At 61.9% G+C, this 21,991-nt stretch carries 19 protein-coding genes; 5 read left to right on the top strand and 14 right to left on the bottom strand.

Features of this window, described 5'->3' with window-relative positions:
- Positions 1-55 precede the first annotated feature (55 nt).
- The 6 genes from AC1DCM_RS15995 to AC1DCM_RS16020 all read right to left on the bottom strand — a co-directional run bounded on the left by AC1DCM_RS15995 (position 56) and on the right by AC1DCM_RS16020 (position 6,537).
- Positions 56-1,330, bottom strand: a complete 1,275-nt coding sequence (locus AC1DCM_RS15995) for an MFS transporter (RefSeq protein ID WP_477518972.1) — start codon at positions 1,328-1,330, stop codon at positions 56-58.
- A 133-nt stretch (positions 1,331-1,463) separates the two neighbouring features.
- Positions 1,464-2,195: a glutamine amidotransferase gene (locus AC1DCM_RS16000; protein WP_477518973.1), complete on the bottom strand. Its 732-nt coding sequence runs from the start codon at positions 2,193-2,195 to the stop codon at positions 1,464-1,466.
- Positions 2,196-2,294: 99 nt separating this feature from the next.
- Positions 2,295-4,475, bottom strand: a complete 2,181-nt coding sequence (locus AC1DCM_RS16005) for a transglycosylase domain-containing protein (protein WP_442016165.1) — start codon at positions 4,473-4,475, stop codon at positions 2,295-2,297.
- A gap of 105 nt (positions 4,476-4,580) precedes the next feature.
- Positions 4,581-5,054, bottom strand: a complete 474-nt coding sequence (locus AC1DCM_RS16010; RefSeq protein WP_442003183.1) for a sensor histidine kinase — start codon at positions 5,052-5,054, stop codon at positions 4,581-4,583.
- A 417-nt stretch (positions 5,055-5,471) separates the two neighbouring features.
- The gene (locus AC1DCM_RS16015) at positions 5,472-6,056 is read right to left on the bottom strand and encodes a DinB family protein (protein ID WP_477518974.1); all 585 of its coding nucleotides are present in this window, start codon (positions 6,054-6,056) and stop codon (positions 5,472-5,474) included.
- 121 nt (positions 6,057-6,177) lie between these two features.
- Positions 6,178-6,537, bottom strand: coding sequence for a VOC family protein (locus AC1DCM_RS16020; RefSeq protein WP_477518975.1), 360 nt, complete (start codon positions 6,535-6,537; stop codon positions 6,178-6,180).
- 70 nt (positions 6,538-6,607) lie between these two features.
- On the opposite strand from AC1DCM_RS16020, the gene AC1DCM_RS16025 reads away from it, so the two are divergent.
- Positions 6,608-6,928, top strand: a complete 321-nt coding sequence (locus tag AC1DCM_RS16025) for an MmcQ/YjbR family DNA-binding protein (RefSeq protein ID WP_477518976.1) — start codon at positions 6,608-6,610, stop codon at positions 6,926-6,928.
- A 326-nt stretch (positions 6,929-7,254) separates the two neighbouring features.
- Here AC1DCM_RS16025 and AC1DCM_RS16030 read toward each other — a convergent pair whose 3' ends face one another.
- Genes AC1DCM_RS16030 through AC1DCM_RS16045 form a run of 4 tightly spaced genes read right to left on the bottom strand, consistent with a single transcriptional unit; the run spans position 7,255 to position 12,376 of the window.
- Positions 7,255-8,067: a bifunctional allantoicase/(S)-ureidoglycine aminohydrolase gene (locus AC1DCM_RS16030; protein WP_477518977.1), complete on the bottom strand. Its 813-nt coding sequence runs from the start codon at positions 8,065-8,067 to the stop codon at positions 7,255-7,257.
- 14 nt (positions 8,068-8,081) lie between these two features.
- The gene (locus AC1DCM_RS16035) at positions 8,082-9,344 is read right to left on the bottom strand and encodes a DUF6986 family protein (protein WP_477518978.1); all 1,263 of its coding nucleotides are present in this window, start codon (positions 9,342-9,344) and stop codon (positions 8,082-8,084) included.
- Position 9,345: 1 nt separating this feature from the next.
- Positions 9,346-10,959 carry a malate synthase A gene (aceB, locus tag AC1DCM_RS16040; protein WP_477518979.1) on the bottom strand — a complete coding sequence of 538 codons (1,614 nt, stop codon included), beginning with the start codon at positions 10,957-10,959 and terminating at the stop codon, positions 9,346-9,348.
- 16 nt (positions 10,960-10,975) lie between these two features.
- A complete protein-coding gene (locus tag AC1DCM_RS16045) occupies positions 10,976-12,376 on the bottom strand; it encodes an NAD-dependent malic enzyme (RefSeq protein ID WP_442016173.1) in 1,401 nt (466 codons plus the stop codon).
- A gap of 221 nt (positions 12,377-12,597) precedes the next feature.
- On the opposite strand from AC1DCM_RS16045, the gene AC1DCM_RS16050 reads away from it, so the two are divergent.
- Positions 12,598-13,353, top strand: coding sequence for an IclR family transcriptional regulator (locus tag AC1DCM_RS16050; protein ID WP_224088895.1), 756 nt, complete (start codon positions 12,598-12,600; stop codon positions 13,351-13,353).
- A gap of 160 nt (positions 13,354-13,513) precedes the next feature.
- On the opposite strand, the gene AC1DCM_RS16055 is transcribed toward AC1DCM_RS16050, so the two are convergent.
- Both AC1DCM_RS16055 and pucL read right to left on the bottom strand, forming a co-directional pair.
- Entirely contained in the window at positions 13,514-15,022 is a 1,509-nt protein-coding gene (locus AC1DCM_RS16055; protein WP_477518980.1) for a nucleobase:cation symporter-2 family protein, read from the bottom strand.
- Between the two features lie 175 nt (positions 15,023-15,197).
- Positions 15,198-16,112 (bottom strand): factor-independent urate hydroxylase, encoded by a 915-nt coding sequence (gene pucL / locus AC1DCM_RS16060; protein ID WP_442016175.1) that lies wholly within the window; start codon positions 16,110-16,112, stop codon positions 15,198-15,200.
- Positions 16,113-16,484: 372 nt separating this feature from the next.
- Here pucL and AC1DCM_RS16065 point away from each other — a divergent pair, with 372 nt between their 5' ends.
- Positions 16,485-16,661 (top strand): hypothetical protein, encoded by a 177-nt coding sequence (locus AC1DCM_RS16065; RefSeq protein WP_014922716.1) that lies wholly within the window; start codon positions 16,485-16,487, stop codon positions 16,659-16,661.
- A gap of 90 nt (positions 16,662-16,751) precedes the next feature.
- Here the strand turns inward: AC1DCM_RS16065 and AC1DCM_RS16070 are convergent, their stop codons facing one another.
- Both AC1DCM_RS16070 and AC1DCM_RS16075 read right to left on the bottom strand, forming a co-directional pair.
- On the bottom strand, positions 16,752-17,687 hold the full coding sequence (locus AC1DCM_RS16070) for a type IV toxin-antitoxin system AbiEi family antitoxin domain-containing protein (RefSeq protein WP_477518981.1): 936 nt from the start codon (positions 17,685-17,687) through the stop codon (positions 16,752-16,754).
- 152 nt (positions 17,688-17,839) lie between these two features.
- A complete protein-coding gene (locus AC1DCM_RS16075; RefSeq protein ID WP_477518982.1) occupies positions 17,840-19,183 on the bottom strand; it encodes an 8-oxoguanine deaminase in 1,344 nt (447 codons plus the stop codon).
- A gap of 397 nt (positions 19,184-19,580) precedes the next feature.
- On the opposite strand from AC1DCM_RS16075, the gene AC1DCM_RS16080 reads away from it, so the two are divergent.
- Positions 19,581-20,075, top strand: a complete 495-nt coding sequence (locus AC1DCM_RS16080) for a nucleoside deaminase (RefSeq protein ID WP_442003169.1) — start codon at positions 19,581-19,583, stop codon at positions 20,073-20,075.
- 5 nt (positions 20,076-20,080) lie between these two features.
- Positions 20,081-21,670, top strand: a complete 1,590-nt coding sequence (locus AC1DCM_RS16085) for an NCS2 family permease (RefSeq protein ID WP_477518983.1) — start codon at positions 20,081-20,083, stop codon at positions 21,668-21,670.
- The last annotated feature ends 321 nt before the right edge of the window (positions 21,671-21,991 follow it).

The following is a 21,991-nucleotide window of genomic DNA, read 5'->3' on the forward strand; positions in this document are numbered from 1 at the left end:
AGTTACAGAAACCCCACGTTCATGAAGATCACGTGACTGGCATGTTTCGGGAATGTTACCGACGCTTCTCGCGGCGTCCTTTTTCGTGTGGCCCTGCCGGGTATCCGCCGCGCTTGCTGGAAATCATGATCGCCAAGGCAACTGCCGTTGGCAGCGCCGCGGCGAGCGGCACCAACTGAGCCCCAACAGTGGTCAGCGCCAACGCACCGTACCCGGCACCGACGGCGATCCCCAGTTGGATGGTCACCACCGTGAGGCCGTTGGCCGCATCCTTGTGCTCCCCGCCGGCCCGTAAGATCGCCGCCTGGTTGTAGATGCCGATCGCGCCGAAGGAAACGCCCCAGGCAACCATCAGCGCGAAAACACCCACCCACGTGCCGCCCAGAACCGGCAGCAACGCGAAGGCAAGCAAAAGAAGCCCGACGGCGGTAATCACCGAACGCCGGGGATGGGAATCGGCGCTCAGGCCAGCAATCCAGATCCCGACCAAGCCCGAGATCCCCACCACCGACAGGGAAATGCCAGTGAGGGCTTCGGGCAAGCCGGAGGCGAGCAGGAAAGGCGCAACATACGTAAAGAGAGTGAAGTGTGCCAGCAGCAAGAGTGGCCAAGCGGTGGCCACGGCGATCACGCCCGGTAGCTTGAGCGCTGCCCGGATCGATGGTGTCTTGTGGGTGCCCGGATCATGCGCAGCAGGCAGGAGCCAGAACGCCAAGACTGCCAACAGGACACCAACCCCGGCCAGGACCACGAAGGAAACCCGCCATGTCATGAGGGTGCCCATGAGCGTGCCAATCGGAGCCCCGACAGCCAACGCGATGCTGGTACCACTGAAAACCACGGCCATGGACTTGCCCACCGAGTGGGCAGGGACGATGCGCGCCACATACGGTGCCATGCTGGACCACAACATGCCATGGGCAATGCCACCAAGAAGCCTTGCGGCAATGGCCACTTCAAGATTTGGGCTCAAGGCCAGCAGGACGTTGCTTAGTGCAAAGGCAAGCACGGTCCCGATCAACAGGGTCTTCCGCGGGACACGCCCACCGAGGAGCCGGGACAGGGGAAGGGCCGTGAAAACGATGATGGCTGCATATGCTGCGGTCAGGGAACCTACAGCCGATTCCTCCACGCCCAGATCCCGGCTGATCTGCGGAAGCAGCCCGGACGGAAGCAGCTCTGTGGTGACAGCCGTGAAGCCCGCGGCAGCAAGCAGCAAAAGGCCACCCCAAGGGATCTTGGTGGCTGCTCGCATTTTCGCTGGCTTGGTCTTTCCTTCATCTGGTGCTGCGTGTACCTGGGTTTCGACCGCCAAAGGGTCCTGCTTCAAAGATTGCTCCTCATGGATGAATCACGTTTCGGGGCATGGGTGAGTACTCACAAAGCTACCCAGCCAACGCCGCGCGAGGGAGGCTCTGATAGAAACCCCTTTCTCGGGGCGCAGAGCGGGCCCCGCAAGATCCCTAGCGAGCGTAGAGCTCCGTGAAATTCCTCAAGACCCGCATCGGTTCAGTCACCGAAGCATGCTTGGCGGTTTCGATGAGCTCGGCGGCAGCATCCGGCGGAAAATAGCCCGCGTCCTTGTAGATGTTAATCCGGGTGATGAGGCCATCGACATCCAATTCCGGATGGAACTGTGTGGCGTAGAGATTCTTCCTGATGCGGAACATGTGCACAGGGCAGGCTGCGGAACTTGCGAGCAACACGGCGTTTTCCGGCAGTTGGCTGCAGGCTTCCTTATGCCCAACGAACGCCTCGAAAGTGTGTGGCATGCCTTTGAGCAGGGGGTCGCGCTCCCCGTCTGGGGTCAGTTTGATCTCCGTAGCCCCGACCGGTTCTCCGTAGCGACGGTCAATGATGGCTCCTTGGTGAACCCCCAAGGTTCCAACGCCATAGCAGGCACCCAGGAAGGGGAAGTCCTCGGCCACGATGCGATCCAGGAGTGCTGAGAGTTCAGCTTCGACGCGAAGCTGGGCCTGACTCTTCTCCTCCAAAGGGTCGCTGGAGGTGTAAGGACTGCCGCCCACAATCACGCCTGAGTAATCGGCCAACTCAATGTCCGGCAGTGGTGCCGTCTCCAGCCGGACGCGGAACAATTCCTCAGCCCGGAGCCCGCAGTACCGGAGGTAGGCCTGGTACTCGTCATCCGCTGCTGCGTCTTCAGCGCGGGTGGCCAAGAGAAGGAAGGGCTTCACAGGCCCAGTCTGCGGGAGGAATGGCTGGCTTTCAAAGTGTTTCTGCCGGCTCGGCTGCCGGGAACACCACGCAGACCGGGCCCCACAACGCAGGCCCACTCAGCGAGGTGCTGCGGGCGACGTGCTCGGGCCAGGCGACGGCGGGGGAGGCGGTGGGTTGAAGGCGCCGCTCGGGTAGAGGGCGGTGGCCTGCATCATGTAGTTGGCCCATTGCGGGCCGGCAATCATGTAGCCGTCCAGTGACTTGTAGAACTTGCCATTGATCGTGACGTTTTGTCCTGCTCGCTGTTGTCCCGCCGTCGTGTCCCCAAAGAAGGAGGCCGTGGCGAGCCGGGTAGTGTATCCGGCCACCCAGGTTGCGCCGTTGTTGTTCGAGGTGCCGGTCTTTGCGGCCACCGGGACCTGGTTCTGGACCTTGGGTTCGATGTAGACGCCGGATCCGAGCTTGAGGACGTCCTGCAGCACCGATGTGACTCCCCGGGCCACGGCCGGTTTCACGGTCTCTTTGCATTCAGGTGTTTGGGCCGGGTACTTCCTGCCTTGTGAGTCGCTGATATCGGTGATGGCGATGGGCTTGCAATAGGTGCCATCGTTGGCGAATGTTGCGAAGGCGCTCGCCAGGATGACGGGAGCGACGCCGATGGAGCCAAGGAGGTTGCCGATCTGGTGCATGTTGATCTGGGCGTTGTCCAGGCCGCTGTGCAGGCCAACCGCGTCCACCATTTTCTGGATGCCGCAGAAATCCAACTGCGCTGCTGTAGCGAATGTGGCGGTGTTGATCGAGTTGTAGAGGCCGTAGTTGATGGGCATGGGCCGGTAGTAGCCCTCGTCGTTGTTCTGCAGGTCATCATCAGCGCCCAGGTTTTGCGCCTTCTGCGCGGTGCTGTAGCCACCCAGCACTTTGCCGCAGCTCGAGCGCCAAGGGAAGCCAACCGGGTAGACCCGTCGGGAAGCATCCACCACGGCAGTGGGCGACTTGCCCTCATTGAGCCACTCCGCGAAGATGAAGGGCTTCATGGTGGAACCGGGTTGGAATCCGCCTGCACCATTGAGGTCGTTGCCGTTTTCGTCCTTGGCATCCACGCTGAAGTTCAGCTGGGTATCGAACTTCCCGTCCTGCGGAACGAACACCGTGTTTTGGGCCATGGACAGGATCTTGCCTGTGCCTGGCTGCACGGTGGTCATGGCAGCGCCCCATTTGTCCGGGTTTACGCCGGCTGACGCATCCACTTGTACTTGGGCCGCTGCCTGCAACCGGCTGTCCAGCGTGGTGGTGATGGTGAGCCCGCCCCGGTAGAGGAGCCGTTCGCGGTCCTCGATGGTTGCTCCGTAGGCCTCGTTGTTCATGATCAGGTGGGACACGTAGTCGCAGAAGTAGATGGCGATGGAGGCCCCGGCGCAGCCCTGATGGGACGGGGTGATTTTCAGCTCCACGGGGGCGGCAACTGCCGCATCATGGTCTGCTTGAGTGATCTTTCCCTGCTCGAGCATTCTGTCCAGCACAATGTTTCGCCGGCTGAACGCTGCTTCAGGCGCGGTTGTTGGGTCATAGACGCTCGGCCCGTTCACCAGCCCGGCCAACAGCGCGGCCTGTGGCAAAGTGAGATCCTTGGCTGAGGTGCTGAAGAAGTACCGCGAAGCGGCTTCGATGCCATACGCGTTCCGGTTAAAGAACACGATGTTCAGGTACCCCTCAAGGATTTGGTCTTTGCTGAAGCGTTTCTCAAGCTCCAGGGCCAGCTTGATCTCCCGGAGCTTGTCACCGATGCTCTTGTCCCCACTGAGCACCACATCCTCGGGCCGGCCCTTCGAGAGGCGGGACTCGTTCAGCACGTTGGTGACGTATTGCTGGGTCAGGGTCGACGCGCCCTGTCGGGTCCCCTTGGTCACGTTGGATGTCAGCGCACGGATGATGCCCTGCGTATCTACTCCGGGATGCTCATAAAAGCGGCTGTCTTCGATTGCCACGATCGCTTGCCGAATGAAGGGTGACATCTGGTCCAGGGGTACCTTCACCCGGTTCTCTGCATAGAACGTGGCGATGTGCTGGCCGTCAGCAGTGACTACGTTGCTGGAAAGGGATGGCGAATCAACGTCGAGTTGGCTGGGCAGGCTTTCGTAAAAGCCGATGGAACCGCCCATGGTGGTGCTGGTGAACTGAACCACCGGCACCATGAAGCCGCAGATCAGCACCCCGCAGAGGGCGCTCACGAAGAAAAACCCGAAGATCCTCAGAAGGACCTTGCCAAGACCTAACCGGGGACCCTTGTTCCGCGCCATTTCGTGCCATTCCGTCGAGATGTCAGGCTGAAAAGTAGCTACAGAATACGTCCGGGGACGCCGCCAATCCATGGTTTGGGAGCCCAAAAAGGTCCCAAATTGGACTCAATCCAGTGGCAGCGTGACCCTCACACTGGTGCCCCGCCCAGCCCCGGAGTCGATCTCAACGGACCCTCCGGCGTCGTGCACTGCAATGGACATCAGCAGCAGGCCGAAGCCGTGGCGGCGGCCGCTGGGGGCGGCGTGGATTTCGAAACCTTTGCCGTTGTCCATAATCGTCATTTGGATTCCGTGGTAGACGGCATTGAGACGGATGGTCAGTTCGCTGGCGTCGGCGTAGTTCAGGGTGTTGCTGAAGGTCTCCTGGGCTACGTGGTACAGCAGGGCGGCGGATGCGGAGGAGATCTCGATGCCGTGGTGGGGTGTGTGCCAGTGGACGGTCACGCCGGAGCGTCGAAGCGGCGCAGCAAGTCTGTCGATGCATCCTGCGACACCCAGTGCGTGGAAATCCACGGGGTGTTGGTCCTGGATGATGCCCTTGATGGCGATCACCTCTGTTAGCGCTGCTGCCTGTTCCATTGGGTCCCCCACATCATTGTGATTCTCGTTGGTTATTCGTCGCCGAAACCTTGATGGATTGATGTAATGAGGCTTCGTCTGCTTCCAGCGTGGCGCGGCAAAATCAAGGACTCTGTTTGTTTGGCTCAATTTCGCATCAAGTTTGCGGGTCGGCCTTGCGGAGGCGGGGCACCTCATGCGGGGGATGTCCCAAGTAGGTCGCATTTGATGACGTTTTGGACGCTCAGAACGGCATTAACTGCTACTTAGATGGGCCCGACGGCGGCAGTTGCGTACCGCCGTCGGGCCCTGTTTGTCTGGTCTAACTTTGCCGGGGCAGATTCGCGAGCAGCAGTCGGCAGGCGCTGGGGATCGGTTGGATGCCACAGGCCAACACCCGGCCAACCTCACCACTACGGAAGTGGTGCTTGGGGGTCTTCAGTGGCGCAGGTCTGCTTCCAATGCTGCTTCTTCGATCCGGAACCTGCGTGCTGCCCATTCTTCGGAGTTGCGGGCAGGCATGTTGGGATCCCCAGGCCTTTGGCCAGCGGATCCGTCGATCAGTTCGCGGATGATGTCAGCGTGCCCCGCGTGCCGTGCGGTTTCCACACACATGTGGACGAGGATCTGATGGAGCGTCACATTCCGCTTCTCTTCGGACCACCAAGGCACAACGCCGGGAGCATCCAACGTCAGGGCTTGGACGGTGGCATCACTGTGCGCTGCCGAGAAGTGGTGCAGTTCCAGGATTTCCGCACGGCTCTCCGAGGCCGGGACCCACATATCGGAATCCGGTTCTGCATCATCAGCGAGCCAGGGCAATTCGCGCCCACTCGGACGCCCGAAAGTCTCCCCGAAATACCCCAACTCCACGCTCGCCACGTGTTTCACGAGCCCCAGGAGATTGGTACCCGTCGGTGTCAGGGGCCTTCGGGCATCGTATTCACCCAAGCCATCAAGCTTCCCGAGCAGGTCCGCGCGACGAAGGCGCAAATAACCGAGCAATGTCGCTTTGTCGTCCATGCATGGCACTCTACCCAAGGGCCCCGACAGAACTGGCAGCGCCCAAGTAAGTCGCAGTAGTGGTTGTTTTCAGCCCTCAAAACCACCACTACTGCCAGTCAGTTGGGGCTCGACGGCGGCGCTACCGCGGACTTTTGTCGATAACGCAGAAGCGGTTGCCGTCAGGGTCGGCGAGGACCACGAAATCCGGATTCTCCGGATAGAGGTCCCAGTCAACGCGTTGAGCGCCGAGAGAGATTAGCCGCTCTACCTCGGCAGCCTGGTCATCCGTGTAGAGGTCCAGATGAGTACGTGGGTGCTCCTGCACAGGCGTTTCGCTCAGCATCAACGCGAGCTGCGGGCCTGGACCGGCGGACGGAACGAGGATCACCCAGGTGTCATCGCCGGGCTCACGTGGAACATAGCCGAGCGCGGCGTGCCAGAACGCAGTGGCCCGGGTGATGTCATTGACGCCGAGGACGGTGCTGCCGATGGTCAACATGTGCCTAGCCTAGTCTGCGAGAGTCCACGCGTTCCTTGCCGGAGCCCGGATGCCGGTGTCACAGTGAACCATGGCAACCGAAGAGGACGTCAGGCGTATCTGCCTTGGCATGCCCGGCGTCACCGAGCGCCCAAGTTGGGGCCAGCCTGCCTGGTTTGGCAAGTCCCTCATGGCTCGGATCTGGGAAGAGGGGGTTGTTACGGTCAAAACGGATGAGCGCGAAGCTCTGGCAGCAATGGAGCCGGATACCTATTTCTGGACCCCTCATCACGAACGGTCACCAAAGTTGCTGCTGGTCCGGCTGGAGAACATCGACGTAGAGGAGCTCGACGAGTTGCTGCAGGAGTCGTACAGAATCGCTGGCGCCCCCGCTCCAAACGCACCCAAGTAGGTCGCAGCAGAGCGCGTTTAGAGAGGGCAAAACGCGCTCAACTGCGGCCTACTTGGGTGCGCGAGCTCAGGCTAGACTCGCCCGCATGGGGGAACACAGCAAACTTGGGGAACGCAGCACACCGCAGCCTGCGCGCAGAGTCCTTGCCGCCGTCGTGCCTTTGCTTGGCGTGATCGTGGTGATCGTGGGGTGCGTCCTCGCATGGAATGGCCTGGAAGCGAACATTGGGTGGTTTCCACAGAGCCCGCGCCGAAACCGCTGGAGAAGCACGAAATCGCCGGAAGGCTCCCAGCGAGCTGGCAGCTTTCCGGCGATCTCGGCGCAGATCAGGTGAGCTTCACCTGGCGGTTCATGTCCTTGTACAGCAGGTAACGGAACTCGCCCGGACCGCCGGCGTAGCAGGCCTGCGGGCAGAATGCGCGGAGCCACATGAAGTCGCCGGCTTCCACTTCCACCCAGTCGTTGTTGAGCAAGTACATGGCCTTGCCTTCGAGCACATACAAGCCGTGCTCCATGACGTGGGTCTCCGGGAAGGGGATCACGCCGCCCGGCTGGAAGGTGACGATGTTGACCTGCATGTCATGGGCGAGGTCACTGGAGTCCGTGAAGCGGGTGGTTTTCCAGACGTCGTTGGTGTCCGGCATGGAGGTAGGCTCCACGTCCTTCTCGTTGGTCACGAAGGACTTGGCCTCGAAGCCTTCAAGGCGTTCGTAGGCCTTGCGGATCCAGTGGAAGGAGACGATGTCGTCGGACACGTTCTCCAGGCCCCACTCTGCGCCGGCGGCAAGGTAGGCGTAGCCACCCTCCTCGAGGTGGTGCAGTTCGCCGTCAAGCCTCAGGTTCACTTGGCCCTTGGTGACAAAGATGACGCCTTCAACGCCTGCTTCGAACTCGGCCTTGGGAGCCCCGCCGCCCGGAGCGATCTCAACGATCAACTGCGAGAACGTGGTGGCGAAGCCGGAAATCGGCCGCGCAATAATCCAGGAGCGCGTGTTGGAGAATCCAGGCAGGTTGCTGGTCACGATGTCCGTCATGACGCCCTTGGGGATCACGGTGTAAGCCTCCGTGACGATCGCCCTCTCCGTGGTCAGGTGGGTCTGCGGCGGCAGGCCGCCCTGCGGGTAGTAGTACTTGCCCATGCCAAATGCTCCTATCAGTGGGAAGTCGGTTGCGCGAGCCGCGGGTGCGCCAGTGCGGTCAGCTGTGAAAGTTCGACGCCGGCAAGCGCCTTGACCTCATCGGGCCCCACTGCGCCGCACTGGACGCCGCGAAGGACGAAACCAGCGAGTGCACGGGCGGTGGCGGGCTCGTCCATGACGCCGCCTTCGGTGTGCTCCACATAGTTCCGGAGGCGCAGCGCTGCGGCAGGCAGGCCTTCGCGGTAGAAAGCGTACGACGCCGAGAAACGGCTGGGGAGCTGGGCGGCGTGGAGGTCCCATCCTTGGTAGTAACCGTTCTCCAGGGAGCGACGGACCAGCCGGCCGTGAAGTTTCCAGGCGTCTTCAACGGCGTCGCCCACGGGAATGATGTTCGTGGAACCGTCAGAGAGGCGGATGCCTGTGCCGGCGACGGCGAGCTGCATGACTTCCTTGGCGAAGTCAGCCACAGGGTGCTCCATGGACTGGTATTCCGCAGAGATTCCCAATGAGGCGCTGTAGTCATACGTCCCGTAGTGCAGAGCACTGATGCGGCCCGGAACAACATGGGGGAGCTGTGCCACAGGGGATGTTCCGTCGGCGCCCAGAATGAGCTGCGGCGTTTCCACCTGCACCTCGAACCGGAGCCTCCCCGCGGGAAGGCCGTGGACTTCCTCGAGGCGCGAGACCGCGAAGTCCATGGCCTGCACCTGGGCCACCGTGGTGACTTTAGGCAGAGTGAGGATCAGACCTGCGGGCAGTTCGCCCGCTGCAGCAAGCGTGGACACAAACAAGTCCAGCGTCTTCAGTCCGCGGGCCCTCGTGGGGGCTTCGAAGCACTTGAAGCGGATGCCGATGAACGGCGGAGCAGTTCCCGCTGCAACCGCAGCAGCAACAGCGTTGGCGGCAGCAACGGCGTCGGCGTCTTCCGCCTCATCGCCACGGTCGCCATAGCCGTCTTCGAAGTCCAGGCGCAGGTCCTCGATCGGCTCGGAGGAGAGCTTGGCCGCCACCCGGGAGGCAACGGCGGCAGTCAGCTGAGGCTCCTGGCCCAACAGCTGGCCGAGCTTTTCCAGGCCACCGTGAGCTTCCGCCGTCGCTAAGGCCCGGGCGCCCCACTCTGCCGCAAGGGAAGGCGTGAAGCGGTCCGCCGGGATGTAGACAGTGTGGATGGGCTGGCGCGAGCCGTCGTCGCCCGGGTAGTTGCGGTCCAACAACTGGTCCGTCGTCTCAAGCTGGGACTCGATGTGGGCCAGATCAGAGGAAGAGAATGAGCCCATCTCAGCCCACCAGTTCGTACGCGGGCGTGGTGAGGAAGTCGGTGTAATCGTCGGACAGGCAGATGTCCTCGATCAGCTTGGACGCGGGCTCGTAGTACTTGGCGAAGTTCTCGTCGCCGAACTCGATCCGGAGGCGCTCGGTTTCTTCGCCAAGGATGCGGCTGACGAGTTCGCGTGTCACGGTGTTGCCCGTGTCCGCGAGAACCGACTTGTTACGGATCTGCTGCCACACCTGCGAGCGGGAGATCTCCGCGGTCGCGGCATCTTCCATGAGGTTGTGAATGGCAACAGCGCCGCTGCCGGAGATCCAGACACCCGTGTAGGCGACGGCGACATAGAGGTTCAGCCGAAGGCCGGCTTCCGTGACGGTGCCGCCGGCAGAGGCGACGTCGATCAGCTGCTCAGCGGTGACGTTCACCTCGGGGCGCTGCTTGTCCAGTTGGTTCGGCTTTCCACCGTTGGCGGGGTCACCGAGGACCGAATCGAACACCTCGCGGCACGTGGAGACGAGGTCCGGGTGCGCAACCCAGGAGCCGTCGAAGCCATCGTTTGCCTCACGCGTCTTGTCGGCACGGACCTTGTCGAAGGCCGCAGCGGTGACGTCGGGCTGCTTCCGGTTCGGGATGACGGCGGCCATGCCACCCATGGCGAAGGCGCCGCGCTTGTGGCAGGTCTTGACCAGGAGTTCGGTGTAGGCGCGCATGAACGGAGCCGTCATGGCAACGGTCGCGCGGTCCGGCAGGACGAACTCTTCGCCGGCATCACGGAAGTACTTGATGATGCTGAAGAGGTAGTCCCAACGTCCGGCGTTCAAACCTGAAGCATGATCGCGCAGCTCGTAGAGGATCTCGTCCATTTCAAACGCTGCAGGGATGGTCTCGATGAGGACCGTGGCGCGGATGCTGCCCTGCGGGATGCCGAGGAAGTCCTGGGCGAAGACGAAGACGTCGTTCCAGAGGCGGGCCTCAAGGTGGCTCTCCATCTTGGGCAGGTAGTAGTACGGGCCGTGGCCGTTCAGGAGCAGCTGCTTGGCGATGTGGAAGAAGTGCAAACCAAAGTCCACCAGCGCGCCCACTGCAGGTTCGCCGTCGATCAGCAGGTGGTTCTCTTCCATGTGCCAGCCGCGGGGGCGGGCAACAACAACAGCCAAGGGAGCATCGGTGCGGAGACGATATTCCTTGCCTTCCGGGGAGGTGTAGCTCAGGGTGCCCTGTGCTGCGTCGCGGAGGTTGAGGATGGCGTCGATGACGTTGGGCCAGGTGGGTGTGCTGGCATCTTCGAGGTCCGCGAGCCAGACCTTTGCGCCGGAGTTCAGTGCGTTGATGGCCATCTTGGCCGGGGTTGCGGGACCCGTCATCTCTACGCGGCGGTCCTGCAAAGCTGCCGGTGCCTCCGCGACCTTCCAGTCGCCGTCGCGGATTTCCTGGGTCTCCGGGAGGAAGTCCAGGCGGCTGGTGTCCGCAACCTTCTGGCGCTTGGCTTTGCGCGCCTCCAGCAGCTCGGCACGGGTGCCGGCGAAACGCTTGTGCAGTTCCTCGATGAAGCCCAGTGCCTTGGGGGTGAGGATCTCCTCGGCGCGATCGATCGGCCGGGGATCAGTGACTGTAATAGCCATGGGGCGGTGTCCTTTTCTAGAGAGCGCTGGCGGCGTTTGCGTGCGCAGCATTGGCTACGGCGGTCGCTACATCGGCGGCTACATGCGGATCGAAGACGCTGGGGATAATGTAACTCGCGTTGAGCTCATCGTCAGCTACCCGGTTGGCGATTGCCTCTGCGGCGGCCACCAGCATGTTCGGCGTGATGTCCGATGCTCCGGCGTCCAGCAGTCCGCGGAAGAAGCCGGGGAAGGCCAGCACGTTGTTGATCTGGTTCGGGAAGTCGCTGCGACCCGTGGCGACGACGGCTGCGTGCTTGGAGGCGATGACGGGGTCGATTTCCGGCGTCGGGTTGGCCATGGCGAAGACGATTGCGTTCTCAGCCATGGAAGCCACCTGCTCCTCGCCGATCACATGCGGGGCGCTGACGCCGATAAACACGTCTGCTCCCTTCAGGGCGTCATGCAGGGTTCCGGAGAAGCCTTCTTCGTTGGTGTTCTCGGCAATCCAGCTGCGGTGCTCGTCGTCGTACTTCTCCCCGGAGTGGATGGCTCCGGAGCGGCCGGCGGCAATGATGTGCTGGGCGCCCTGGGCCTTGAGGAGCTGGATGATGGCGGAGCCGGCAGCGCCAACTCCCGAGACAACGATCTTGACCTCGGACAGCTTCTTGTCCACCACGCGCAGGGCGTTGACCAAGGCAGCGAGGGTGACAATCGCGGTGCCGTGCTGGTCGTCGTGGAACACCGGGATGTCCAGTTCTTCGCGGAGGCGGTTTTCGATCTCGAAGCAACGCGGTGCGGCGATGTCTTCGAGGTTGATGCCGCCGTAGACGGGAGCCATGGCCTTGGCGATCATGATGATCTCTTCGGTGTCCTGCGTATCCAGGCAGACCGGCCAGGCGTCCACGTTGGCGAACTGCTTGAACAGGGCGGCCTTGCCTTCCATGACTGGCAGCGCGGCGGCGGGCCCGATGTTGCCCAGGCCCAGAACGGCGGAACCGTCGGTGAGGACAGCGATGGTGTTGCGCTTAACCGTCAGGTTGCGGGCAGCGGCCGGGTCTTCTGCAATGGCCAGGCAAACACGCGCGACGCCGGGAGTGTAGGCACGGGACAGATCGTCACGGTTGCGCAGGGCTACTTTGGGGACCACCTCGAGCTTGCCGCCAAGGTGCATAAGGAAGGTGCGGTCCGAGACGTGCTGGACGGTAACGCCGTCGAGGGCATTCAGGGCATCTTTGACGCGTGCTGCGTGGTCGTCATCAGTGGTGTTGCAGGTGACGTCCACGACGATCGTCTCGTGGTGGGATTCCGTGACGTCCAGAGCGGTGATTGCGGCACCGGCTGCGCCGACGGCTGCTGCCAGTTCGCTCGTAGCTGTGAAGCTGGACGGTGCGGCGACGCGCAGGGTGATCGAGTTTCCGGGGCTCGGATTCGCCATTGAAATTCCTCCTGTTAGGCCCGTTCCCGGGCCGCCGTTCCAAACTAAATGTTTTCGTATTATGGATATTATTATCTACCAAGTGGAAACACAACCCCCTGCTCGGTCATCTTGCGTCTCGTCGCGCAGGTGCCCGCTGTGCTGTATCTTGGGTGTTCTAAGCAATTCTTTTCACGATGCGGATAAGAGTTGTCGGAATCTGAGTCATTGGAGACAAGGGAATGGCTGAAAAAGCCTCCGGAGGCGTGCAGTCCGTTGAGCGCGTCTTTGAACTGCTGGAACTGATCACGGATGCGGGCGGCGACGTCACTCTGAGCGAGCTGTCGTCGTCCACTGACCTGCCCTTGCCCACCATCCACCGCCTGCTGCGGACCCTGGTGTCCCTCGGCTACATCCGCCAGCTGCCCAACCGCCGCTACGCCTTGGGCCCGCGGCTCATCCGGCTGGGCGAAGGTGCCAGCAAGCAACTCGGTGCCGTAGCGCGTCCGCAGCTGAAAACCCTTGTGGAACGCCTTGGCGAGACGTCCAACATGGCCGTCCTCGATTCGGACATGGTCATCTACGTGGCCCAGGTCCCCTCCATGCACTCCATGCGCATGTTCACCGAGGTTGGCCGCCGGGCCCACACGCATGACACCGGCGTTGGCAAAGCGATCCTGGCGCAGCTCGACGACGAGCAGGTCCGTGGCATCGTTGCCCGAACCGGGATGCCTACGCCCACGGCCAAGAGTATCGGCGATATTGACTCCCTGCTCGCAGACCTGAAGCTGATCCGCGAACGCGGCTACTCCATTGACGAGGAAGAGCAGGAACTCGGGGTCCGGTGCTTCGCGATGGCCGTGCCCAACGCTCCCACCCCCACGGCTATCTCCGTTTCCGGCCCCATCACCCGCGTGGACCAGAGCTTCGCCGACCGCGCTGTGCCGATGTTGCGCGAGGCAGCCTTGGCGATTTCCGCGGAGCTCAACCAGAACTAGGCTTCTCCTTCTCCACACCACCCGCCGAGTTGGCACTTGACGCCCATGTTTTCCACAAACATGGGCGTTATTTGTCATCTCGGCGCTTCCCCCGAGGCGACAAGTGACGGCAGCGTCCCCCAAGGAAACGCTGCCGTCATCTGCCATTTTTGGGCGGGAGCTAGTGCTCGGACGCGCTGGACGTCTTGAGCGGGACTTCCTTGCCGTCGGCGTCGATCAGCTTGCCGTTCTCGAACCGGTCGCCTTCGCTCAGGCACTTGATGTCTTCCTCGCTGACGATGCGGTCCGTACCGGCGACGAACACTGACTGGTTGTCCGTGTTGCCTGCCTTGAAGTGGTTGAACAGGATGTTCAGCAGGATCGCCATGACTGCGGCGGAGCTGATGCCGGAGTGGAAGATGGTGGAGAACCAGGAAGGGAACTGGTCGTAGAACTTCGGAGCGGCAATTGGGATCATGCCGAACCCGATCGACGCGGCCACGATGATCAGGTTCATGTTGTTCTTGTACTCAACCTTGGCCAGGGTGCGGATACCGCTGGCTGCCACCGTCCCGAAAAGCACGACGCCGGCACCGCCCAGGACGGGCGTCGGAACCGCTGCGACCACTCGGCCCAGGATCGGCAGGAGGCCGAGGACAACCAGGATGAGGCCGCCGGCGCTGACCACGAAACGGCTCTTGATGCCGGTGATGGCCACCAAGCCCACGTTCTGGGCGAAGGCGCTCTGCGTGAAGGAGTTGAACAGGGGCGAGATGGCGCTGGAGAGCATGTCTGCGCGGAGACCGTCGCCGATGCGGCGGGAGTCAACCTTGGTATCGACGATCTCGCCCACAGCAATGATGTCCGCGGAAGTCTCGGTCAGGGTCACTAGGATGACGATGAGCATGGAGACGATTGCTGCGATCTCGAAGGTGGGAGCACCGAAAGCGAAGGGCGTGGGGAAAGCGACGATGTCGCCCTGGCCGACCTTGGAGAAGTCTGCCATTCCTGCAACGAACGCGATGATGGTGCCGATGACCATGGCCAGCAGGATGGAGAGCCGGGAAATGGCGGCGTTGCCAACCTTGCTCAGGAGCAGGACGATGCCCATGGTTGCTGCTGCAAGGCCGATGTTGGCCATACTGCCGTAGTTATCGGCCTTGGCGTTTCCACCCATGGCCCAGTTGGCTGCGACCGGCATGAGCGTCAGGCCAATGGTGGTGATGACCGTGCCGGTGACCACTGGCGGGAAGAACTTGATGATCTTGGAGAACAGGGGAGTGATGGCCAGGCCGATCAGGGACGCCACAATGACCGACCCGAACACCGCCTGGATGCCCCCGCCACCTTGGACAATCGCAACCATCGTTGAGACGCCGGCGAACGAGACGCCCTGAACAAGGGGTAGCTGTGAGCCGAAGAACGGGATGCCCACCGTCTGGAGGATAGTGGCCAGGCCGCCAACGAATAGGCAGGCCGCGATGAGGAGGCCGATATCCTGCGAGGACATGCCTGCCGCGGCGCCGATGATCAGCGGAGGGGCAATGATTCCGCCATACATGGTGAGGACGTGCTGGAAGCCGTACGCGAACGTGCTTCCGATGGAGAGGCGCTTGTCCTCGGGGCGTTCTGGCTGATGCTTCTGCGAAGTGGTGGTATTCGCAGGGCGGGTTTTCTTCTTCATGTTCATGGCAGACTTTCTGGGTTCATGGCAGACGTCTTCGTCTGGCTAACTGTGTCTGGCTAACAAAATCTTGGGGTTTTGGGGTGGGGTTTGTGTGCAGGTCCGGCCTTGACGGGGCGCCGTTGGGGGACCTGCACACAACCCCTGGATGGTGCGTTGTTAGTGCTGGTTTGGTGTGGGCTTAGCAGAAGCCGGCGATGCCGCTCCATGCAACGGGCGCGGCGGTGGTGTTGTCGCGCTGGACGGTTGCTTCGATGAGGCCGTACGGGCGGTCCGCGGCGAAGAAGACCTCGTTCGGGTTGTCCAGGCCGAACGGGCTCAGGTCAACCAGGAAGTGGTGCTTGTTGGGCATGGAGAACTTGATCTCATCCACTTCGCTGTGTGCTTCCAGGACCTTCTTGCCCATGTCGAACAGCGTCTGCTGAAGCGCGTGCGAATAGTTCTCGGTGAAGCCTTCCAGCAGGAGGGCCTTGATGTCCTCGTAGCTCTTGTTGAAGTCCGTGCCTGCCAAGTCCAGGTTGGTGTTGTAGCGCCAGCGTGCAGAAACATCGGTGGCAAGAATGCGGTCCGTGGTTTCCGGCAGGGTGGTGTACTTGTCTCGCGGGTAGCCGACGAACCCTGACTGCGTGGTCTTGAGGACGGTCAGGTCCTTGAGGCCGGAAATCACGTGCGTGGTTGCGCCATCACGGACGACGACGGCGGTACGCACCTCTTGTCCGTTGCGGACGAAGCTGTGATCGTGTCCCGCGCCGTGTGCCTGGATGCGATCCCAGCTGTAGGCCTCGGCTTCCCAACGGCCACCGGTTACCCATTCGAACTCGCCGGTGAAGTGATTGGCAAGGCGCAGCAGGAAGGACTCCGGTGAGCCGATGCCGTCACGGGCAAAAGCGTAGACAGTGTTCTTCTGGGTATCGGTGGCAACGACGTGGCCGTTGTCGCCTTCGAGGTGCGCAGCCTGGAAATCGCCGCGCAGCTGCGAGGTGACATTCAGGTCTTCGATGTGGTGGCGGTCAGTATCCCGAGTGACCTTGACGACGCGGACTTCCGCTTTGCCGTACTGGTTTTCGCCGAGGACGATGTTGTTGCTCATGGTCATATCCCAACTTCTGTGAGGTGGAACCTACGTTCCATCAATGAAATTAAGCGCGTGTTTCCACCGCGTTTCTGGTGGAGCCGACCCAACAAAAAAGAGCCGGCATCCATTGATGCCAGCTCATTACGACCCTGCCTGCTGCTCTCAGGTTACGTGACGTACGCCACGAACTCATTCGAGAGTAGCGCATGATTTCGGCTTGTGTATATGGGTTTCCGGAGATCGTTATGAAGCAGCCAAATGTGACCGGAGCATCTCTCTGGCGCCTCCTGGACGGCTCTTGACGCCTGCTTTACGCACTGCTTACACTTTTCACATAGCAATAAACATTTTCCGAACTACGGAAAAGTGCTGCACTGGAAAAAGGAGGAACAGATGGACTCGAAGGATACGAACAACGTCGTGGAATTCCCGGCACCGGGTCAGGAGCTGTACCTGCCCTTCGGTGCAACAGATCCGGACTTCTACATCCCGGCCGACTGCGACCGCAAGGCCGGCGGGTTCTCCCGTTGGCTGCGCGCGCTCCCGGTGTTCGGCCGGCAACGCCCCTAGCACTCCCTGCGGCGCCCGCCCGTTTCGGGGGTTCCCTGCGTACCATGCCGTGCGCACCATCGAATGCGCAGCGGACCCCCGAAACGGGCTCTAGGTTGCTCCCCGCAGAACCTGCAGCACGCGCATCTTGAACTCCTGTTCCCTGAACAGGTGCTCCCACTTGATCCGGATGAACGTCCAGCCGAGCTCGGTGAGGGCCTTTTCTCGCTGCCGTTCCTTGTAGATCACCTCGGCGGTGGGTGCGTAGTCGAAGTACTTCACCTTTCCATCGAACTCCAGGGCCACCTTCTTTTCCCTCCATGCAAAGTCCAGCCGATGGTGACCTTCCGCTGACGCAGCCTTCACCTGCAATTCGGGCAGCTCGATCCGCAACCGTTGGAGCAGCTGACGGGTCAGGGTTTCGCCGGGTGACTCGGATCTGGCGTCAGCATTCTCCAGAGCCCGTCGAAGAGTGAGAACTCCGTTGCGTCCGGCTAGCGATGCGCACATCTCTCGCAGTTTCGCGGCGTTGGCACCTTTTCTGAGCGCGTGGTCCATCAGTACCAAGGCTTGTTTGTAGTTGAGCATGAGGCAGCAGTCCACAACAGTCTGTTCCAACGTGGTGCAAGGCATTCCCTTGACGAAAACAGCCCCTATCATCGCCAGCGGGCGGGTGTGCGGCACGACGTCCTTGCCGTGTGAAGTGGTGGATGCTGTTGTTTCCGTCGTGATGTGGACTTTATCTCCAACATCCCACAGGAATAAGCCATGGAGACGCGCCGCTGAGGTGTGGCTGTAGACCAATCCGCCGGACGACGTCGAAAGCGTCCCGTGTGCGTGCGCGGCGACTAGCTGCAGACTTTGAACCCAAGGTTTTTGGGCTGTCCACGTGCTGCCTCGGATATAGCAACCACGGCGCAGTCGTACTAAGGCGCCGGTACGAACCAGCGCGGCAATCCTCCGATGGTTGATCCCTAACTCGTGGAGCTCATCGGTCCGCCACAAATCCATCCCCGCGGGAAGCTCGTTGCTGTTGCTCTGTGTCATGGATCAAGACTTCAATGAGCCGATGGGCGAAGACAGGGGTGAGTTGGACTATGTGGAGAAGCCCGTTTCGATGACTCGCTGCCGACGGTGCCGTGCCCACGGCATCCTGCGCAGGGAACCATCGAATCGGGTTGCCACCACAAAAAACAGACCTACCCCGCCACCAGCTTCCGCGCCGCAGCCGAGTGCTCAGCGATGAGCCCGGCAACGTCGAGCCCGGGGATCGCGCCATCAACCACGCGCCAAGCACCGCCCACCATCACCCGGTCGGCACGATCAGCCCCACAGAGCAGCAACGCAGCCACGGGGTCATGGCTCCCGGAGAACCGCAGCGAGTCCAGCTTGAACATGGCAAGGTCCGCCTGAAGCCCCGGAGCCAACTGCCCGATGTCGGAGCGCCCCAAAACGGCAGCCGACCCACGTGTCGCCCAGCCAAGGGCCCTCTCCACAGGGACGGAAGCCCCGTACCGGAGTCGTTGCAGATATAGCGCCTGGCGAGCCTCGAGGATCATGTTGGAAGCATCGTTCGACGCCGAGCCATCCACTCCCAGCCCCACGGGCACACCCGCGGCTTCAAGTTCCAGCACTCGCGCTGTCCCGGAGGCGAGGCGCATGTTGGAGGTTGGGCAATGCGCGACGGCGGTGCCCGCGGCTCCCAGCCTGGCGATCTCGTCGTCATTGAAGTGGATGCCGTGTCCAAGCCAAGTGCGGTGCCCCAACCAGCCAACTGACTCCAGGTAATCCACGGTCCGGAGCCCAAACATGGACTGGCAGAAGTCTTCCTCGTCAATGGTCTCTGCGAGGTGCGTATGCAGCCGGACATCGAAGCGTTCGGCCATGGCGGCGCTCTCGGCCATGATCTCCTTGGTCACGGAGAACGGCGAACACGGGGCAAGTGCGATCTGCACAACGGCCCCATCTCCCGTCTCGTGGTACTCACGAATCAGCCGTTCGCTGTCCGCAAGGATCACCTCAGGTGACTGGACCGTGGTCCGGGGCGGCAGCCCGCCGTCGTCCTCTCCCAATGTCATGGACCCGCGGGTGAGCGTGGCCCGCATCCCCATGGAGCGCACCGCGCCTACTTCGATATCAATGGCGTCTTCCATGCCATCGGGGAAGAGGTAGTGATGGTCGGCGGCGGTGGTGCAGCCGGACAGCAGTAGCTCCGCCAGCGCCACCTGCACTGCAAGCTCAAGGCTCCGGGGCGTTAAGCGTGCCCATACCGGGTAGAGATTTTGCAGCCATGGGAACAGCGGGGCGTTGGCCACCGGACCCCAGGCGCGGGTGAGGGTTTGGTAGAAGTGGTGATGGGTGTTGATGAGTCCGGGGAGGACCACGTGGGCCGAGGCATCAAAGACGGAACAAAGCAACGACGGCTGCCCGCCCGTAGGCACGAGCTCCACGATTTTCCCGTCGGAGACCACCAGGCCGCCGCCGGCGTCGAGGTCGTTTGCGGTGAAGATACCCAGCGGGTTCTTGATCCAAAGAGGGGTCATGAGGGTCCTTGTCTGGTCGGCATGTATGCGTTCCAGCTCAGTTAGGCCCTGTCTGCTGATCCAGGAGCCGGAAGCCACCAAGTGCGTCCGGTCCGAAAAGCGTAAGACGCACGACGGCGGCAGTCAACGCCCGCAGGCGTCCCACGGTCACATCCGGTCGCCACACAAGATTTCGTATGACGAAATTAAATTTTCAAAAAACTATGGCGCGGCTCACAAACCTGGTGCTACGCTCTAACTGCCAAAGGCGGGCACCCGGACTTCGGGAAGCTATCTACCAGGCGCAACTTAACCTTCATCGCACATGCTGAAGCCTGGTAACCAAGATAACTGGAGCTCCGTTCCGTAGCGCCCCCAACAGGTCACCTGGCTTCCTCAGCACTAAGGAAGTCGCAACATGAGTACAACCGTCACGGCCGAGCAATTCCTGGCCACAACCATTGAGCTGGCAACAGCCAATGTCCTCAACAGTGGTGGCCCGTTCGGCGCCGTCATTGTTACCGCGGATGGACAAGCCTTCCAAGGCGTCAACCGCGTCACCGCCACGAACGATCCCACCGCACACGCAGAAGTCACGGCCATCCGTAACGCCTGCCGCGAACTGGGAACCTTCGATTTGAGCGGGGCAACCCTCTACACCAGCTGCGAGCCATGCCCCATGTGCCTGGCCTCCGCACTCTGGGCACGCGTTGACCGCGTGTTCTTTGCCGCAGACCGTCACGACGCCGCATCCGTTGGCTTCGATGACGCCGTCTTCTACGAGTTCTTCGAGAACGACAACCGGGACGCGCTGATGCCGGTAGCCAAGCTGGAACTGGGCGACCCCCAGGCTCCGGCGGCCCTCCAGCCGTTCACCACATGGAACACGCTTGATTCCAGGATTGATTACTAGGGCCGGTGGCTGACATGACAATCCTGGATCCCGCAGAAATGCAGACCGCAGCTGAAAAGCAGGCTGCGCTCCTCCCCAACGGAGGCAACAGCGCAGAGCCCACAGCGGCAAACGCAAAGCACACGGCAACCGGCCTGGCAGATGGCAACAAGAAGCCCCCGGTGTCGAACTCCTTCCTGGACAAGTTCTTCCAGATCACCAAGCGTGGCTCCACGCTGGCCCGAGAATTCCGCGGCGGCTTGGTCACGTTCTTCACGATGGCGTACATCGTCATCCTCAACCCGCTCATCCTGGGCGGATTCTCGGCAGACAACGCGCCGGTGGATGTGGCGGGCGGCTGGCTCTCGGCCGCACAGGTGGGCGCAGTGACTGGCCTGACCGCCGGCGTCATGACCATTGTCTTCGGACTCGTCGCCAATCTTCCCTTCGGCCTCGCGGCCGGCCTGGGCATCAACTCCTTCCTCGCCGTGGCGGTCATCCAGGAAGTCACATGGCCAGAAGCCATGGGCCTGGTGGTCATCAACGGCATCCTGATCGTCCTTTTCGGTGCCACCGGTGCCCGGACGGCGATCTTCAAGGCAGTCCCCAAGGAACTCAAGGCCGCCATCACCGTTGGCATCGGCCTGTTCATCGCCTTCATCGGCTTCGTCGACTCCGGCTTTGTCCGCCCCACCAAGGGCGGCCCGCCGGTCCAGCTCGGCACGGATGGTTCCATCACCTCCATCCCAACTCTCGTCTTCATCATCGGATTGCTGGTCATGGGTATCCTCGTGGCCCGCAAGATCCAAGGCGGCCTGCTCATTGGCATCGTCGCCACCACAGTCCTCGCCGCTGTAGCCGAGGCCGTGTTCCACATTGGTCCGGGCACCGCCGACAACCCCGGCGGCTGGCACCTCAACGTGCCGATCCTGTCCAGCCAGCTGATGTCCGTCCCGGATCTTAGCCTGGTAGGCCAGTTCGATCTCTTTGGTTCGTTCGCCAGGATCGGCGGACTGGCTGCGACCATGCTGGTCTTCACCTTGGTGTTCACCAACTTCTTCGACGCCATGGGCACCATGACGGGCCTGGCCAAGAGCGCGGGCGTGGCACATAAGGACGGTACGTTCCCCAAGCTGAAGTCGGCCTTCATCGTTGAAGGCATGGGCGCAGTGGTGGGTGGCGGCACCTCCGGTTCGTCCAACACCGTCTACATCGACTCCGCAGCAGGAATCGGAGAGGGCGCCCGCACAGGCCTGGCGTCGGTTGTCACTGGCTTGCTGTTCCTGGGCTCGATGTTCTTCACACCGCTCACCTCGGTTGTCCCGCTGGAAGTGGCTGCCGCAGCGTTGGTGGTGGTGGGCGCGATGATGATGGCGCAGATCCGCGAGATCAAGTTCACCAAGTTCGCCATCGCATTGCCGGCGTTCCTCACCATCGTGACCATGCCGCTGACCTACTCCATTGCCAACGGCATCGGCGTCGGGTTCATCTCCTTCGCAGTGATCAGCGCGGCATCGGGCAAGGCCAAGAAAGTCCATCCGCTCATGTGGGTGGTCACGGCGGGCTTCATTATCTACTTCGCCCGTGGCCCGATCAACGCCTTGATGGGCGTCTAGCCCGGAACCCCACCCGCGCCGGCGGGTCCACATCCGGCACTTCGAACGGCGTTCCATCCGCACCCACCGCACGAATAGGCGTCCGTCGTCGTGGTCCCTGACCGAACAGCATCACCGGAACAGGCACGACGACGGGCGGCGGCCCTGGTGATTCAGGAACGGGTGCTGATGCTCCGTCAGGGAACGGGGGCAGGGAGATGAAGCCCTTGCCCCCGTTCCTATGAACTCTTATTCAATAATCGCGACTACCCCTCAACACCTTCTGGAAATGAGATTATGAGGGCAAGATCGCGCACTGCTCCGGCCGGGCCACCCAGCCGG

The organism is Paenarthrobacter sp. 10N417, assembly GCF_056394745.1.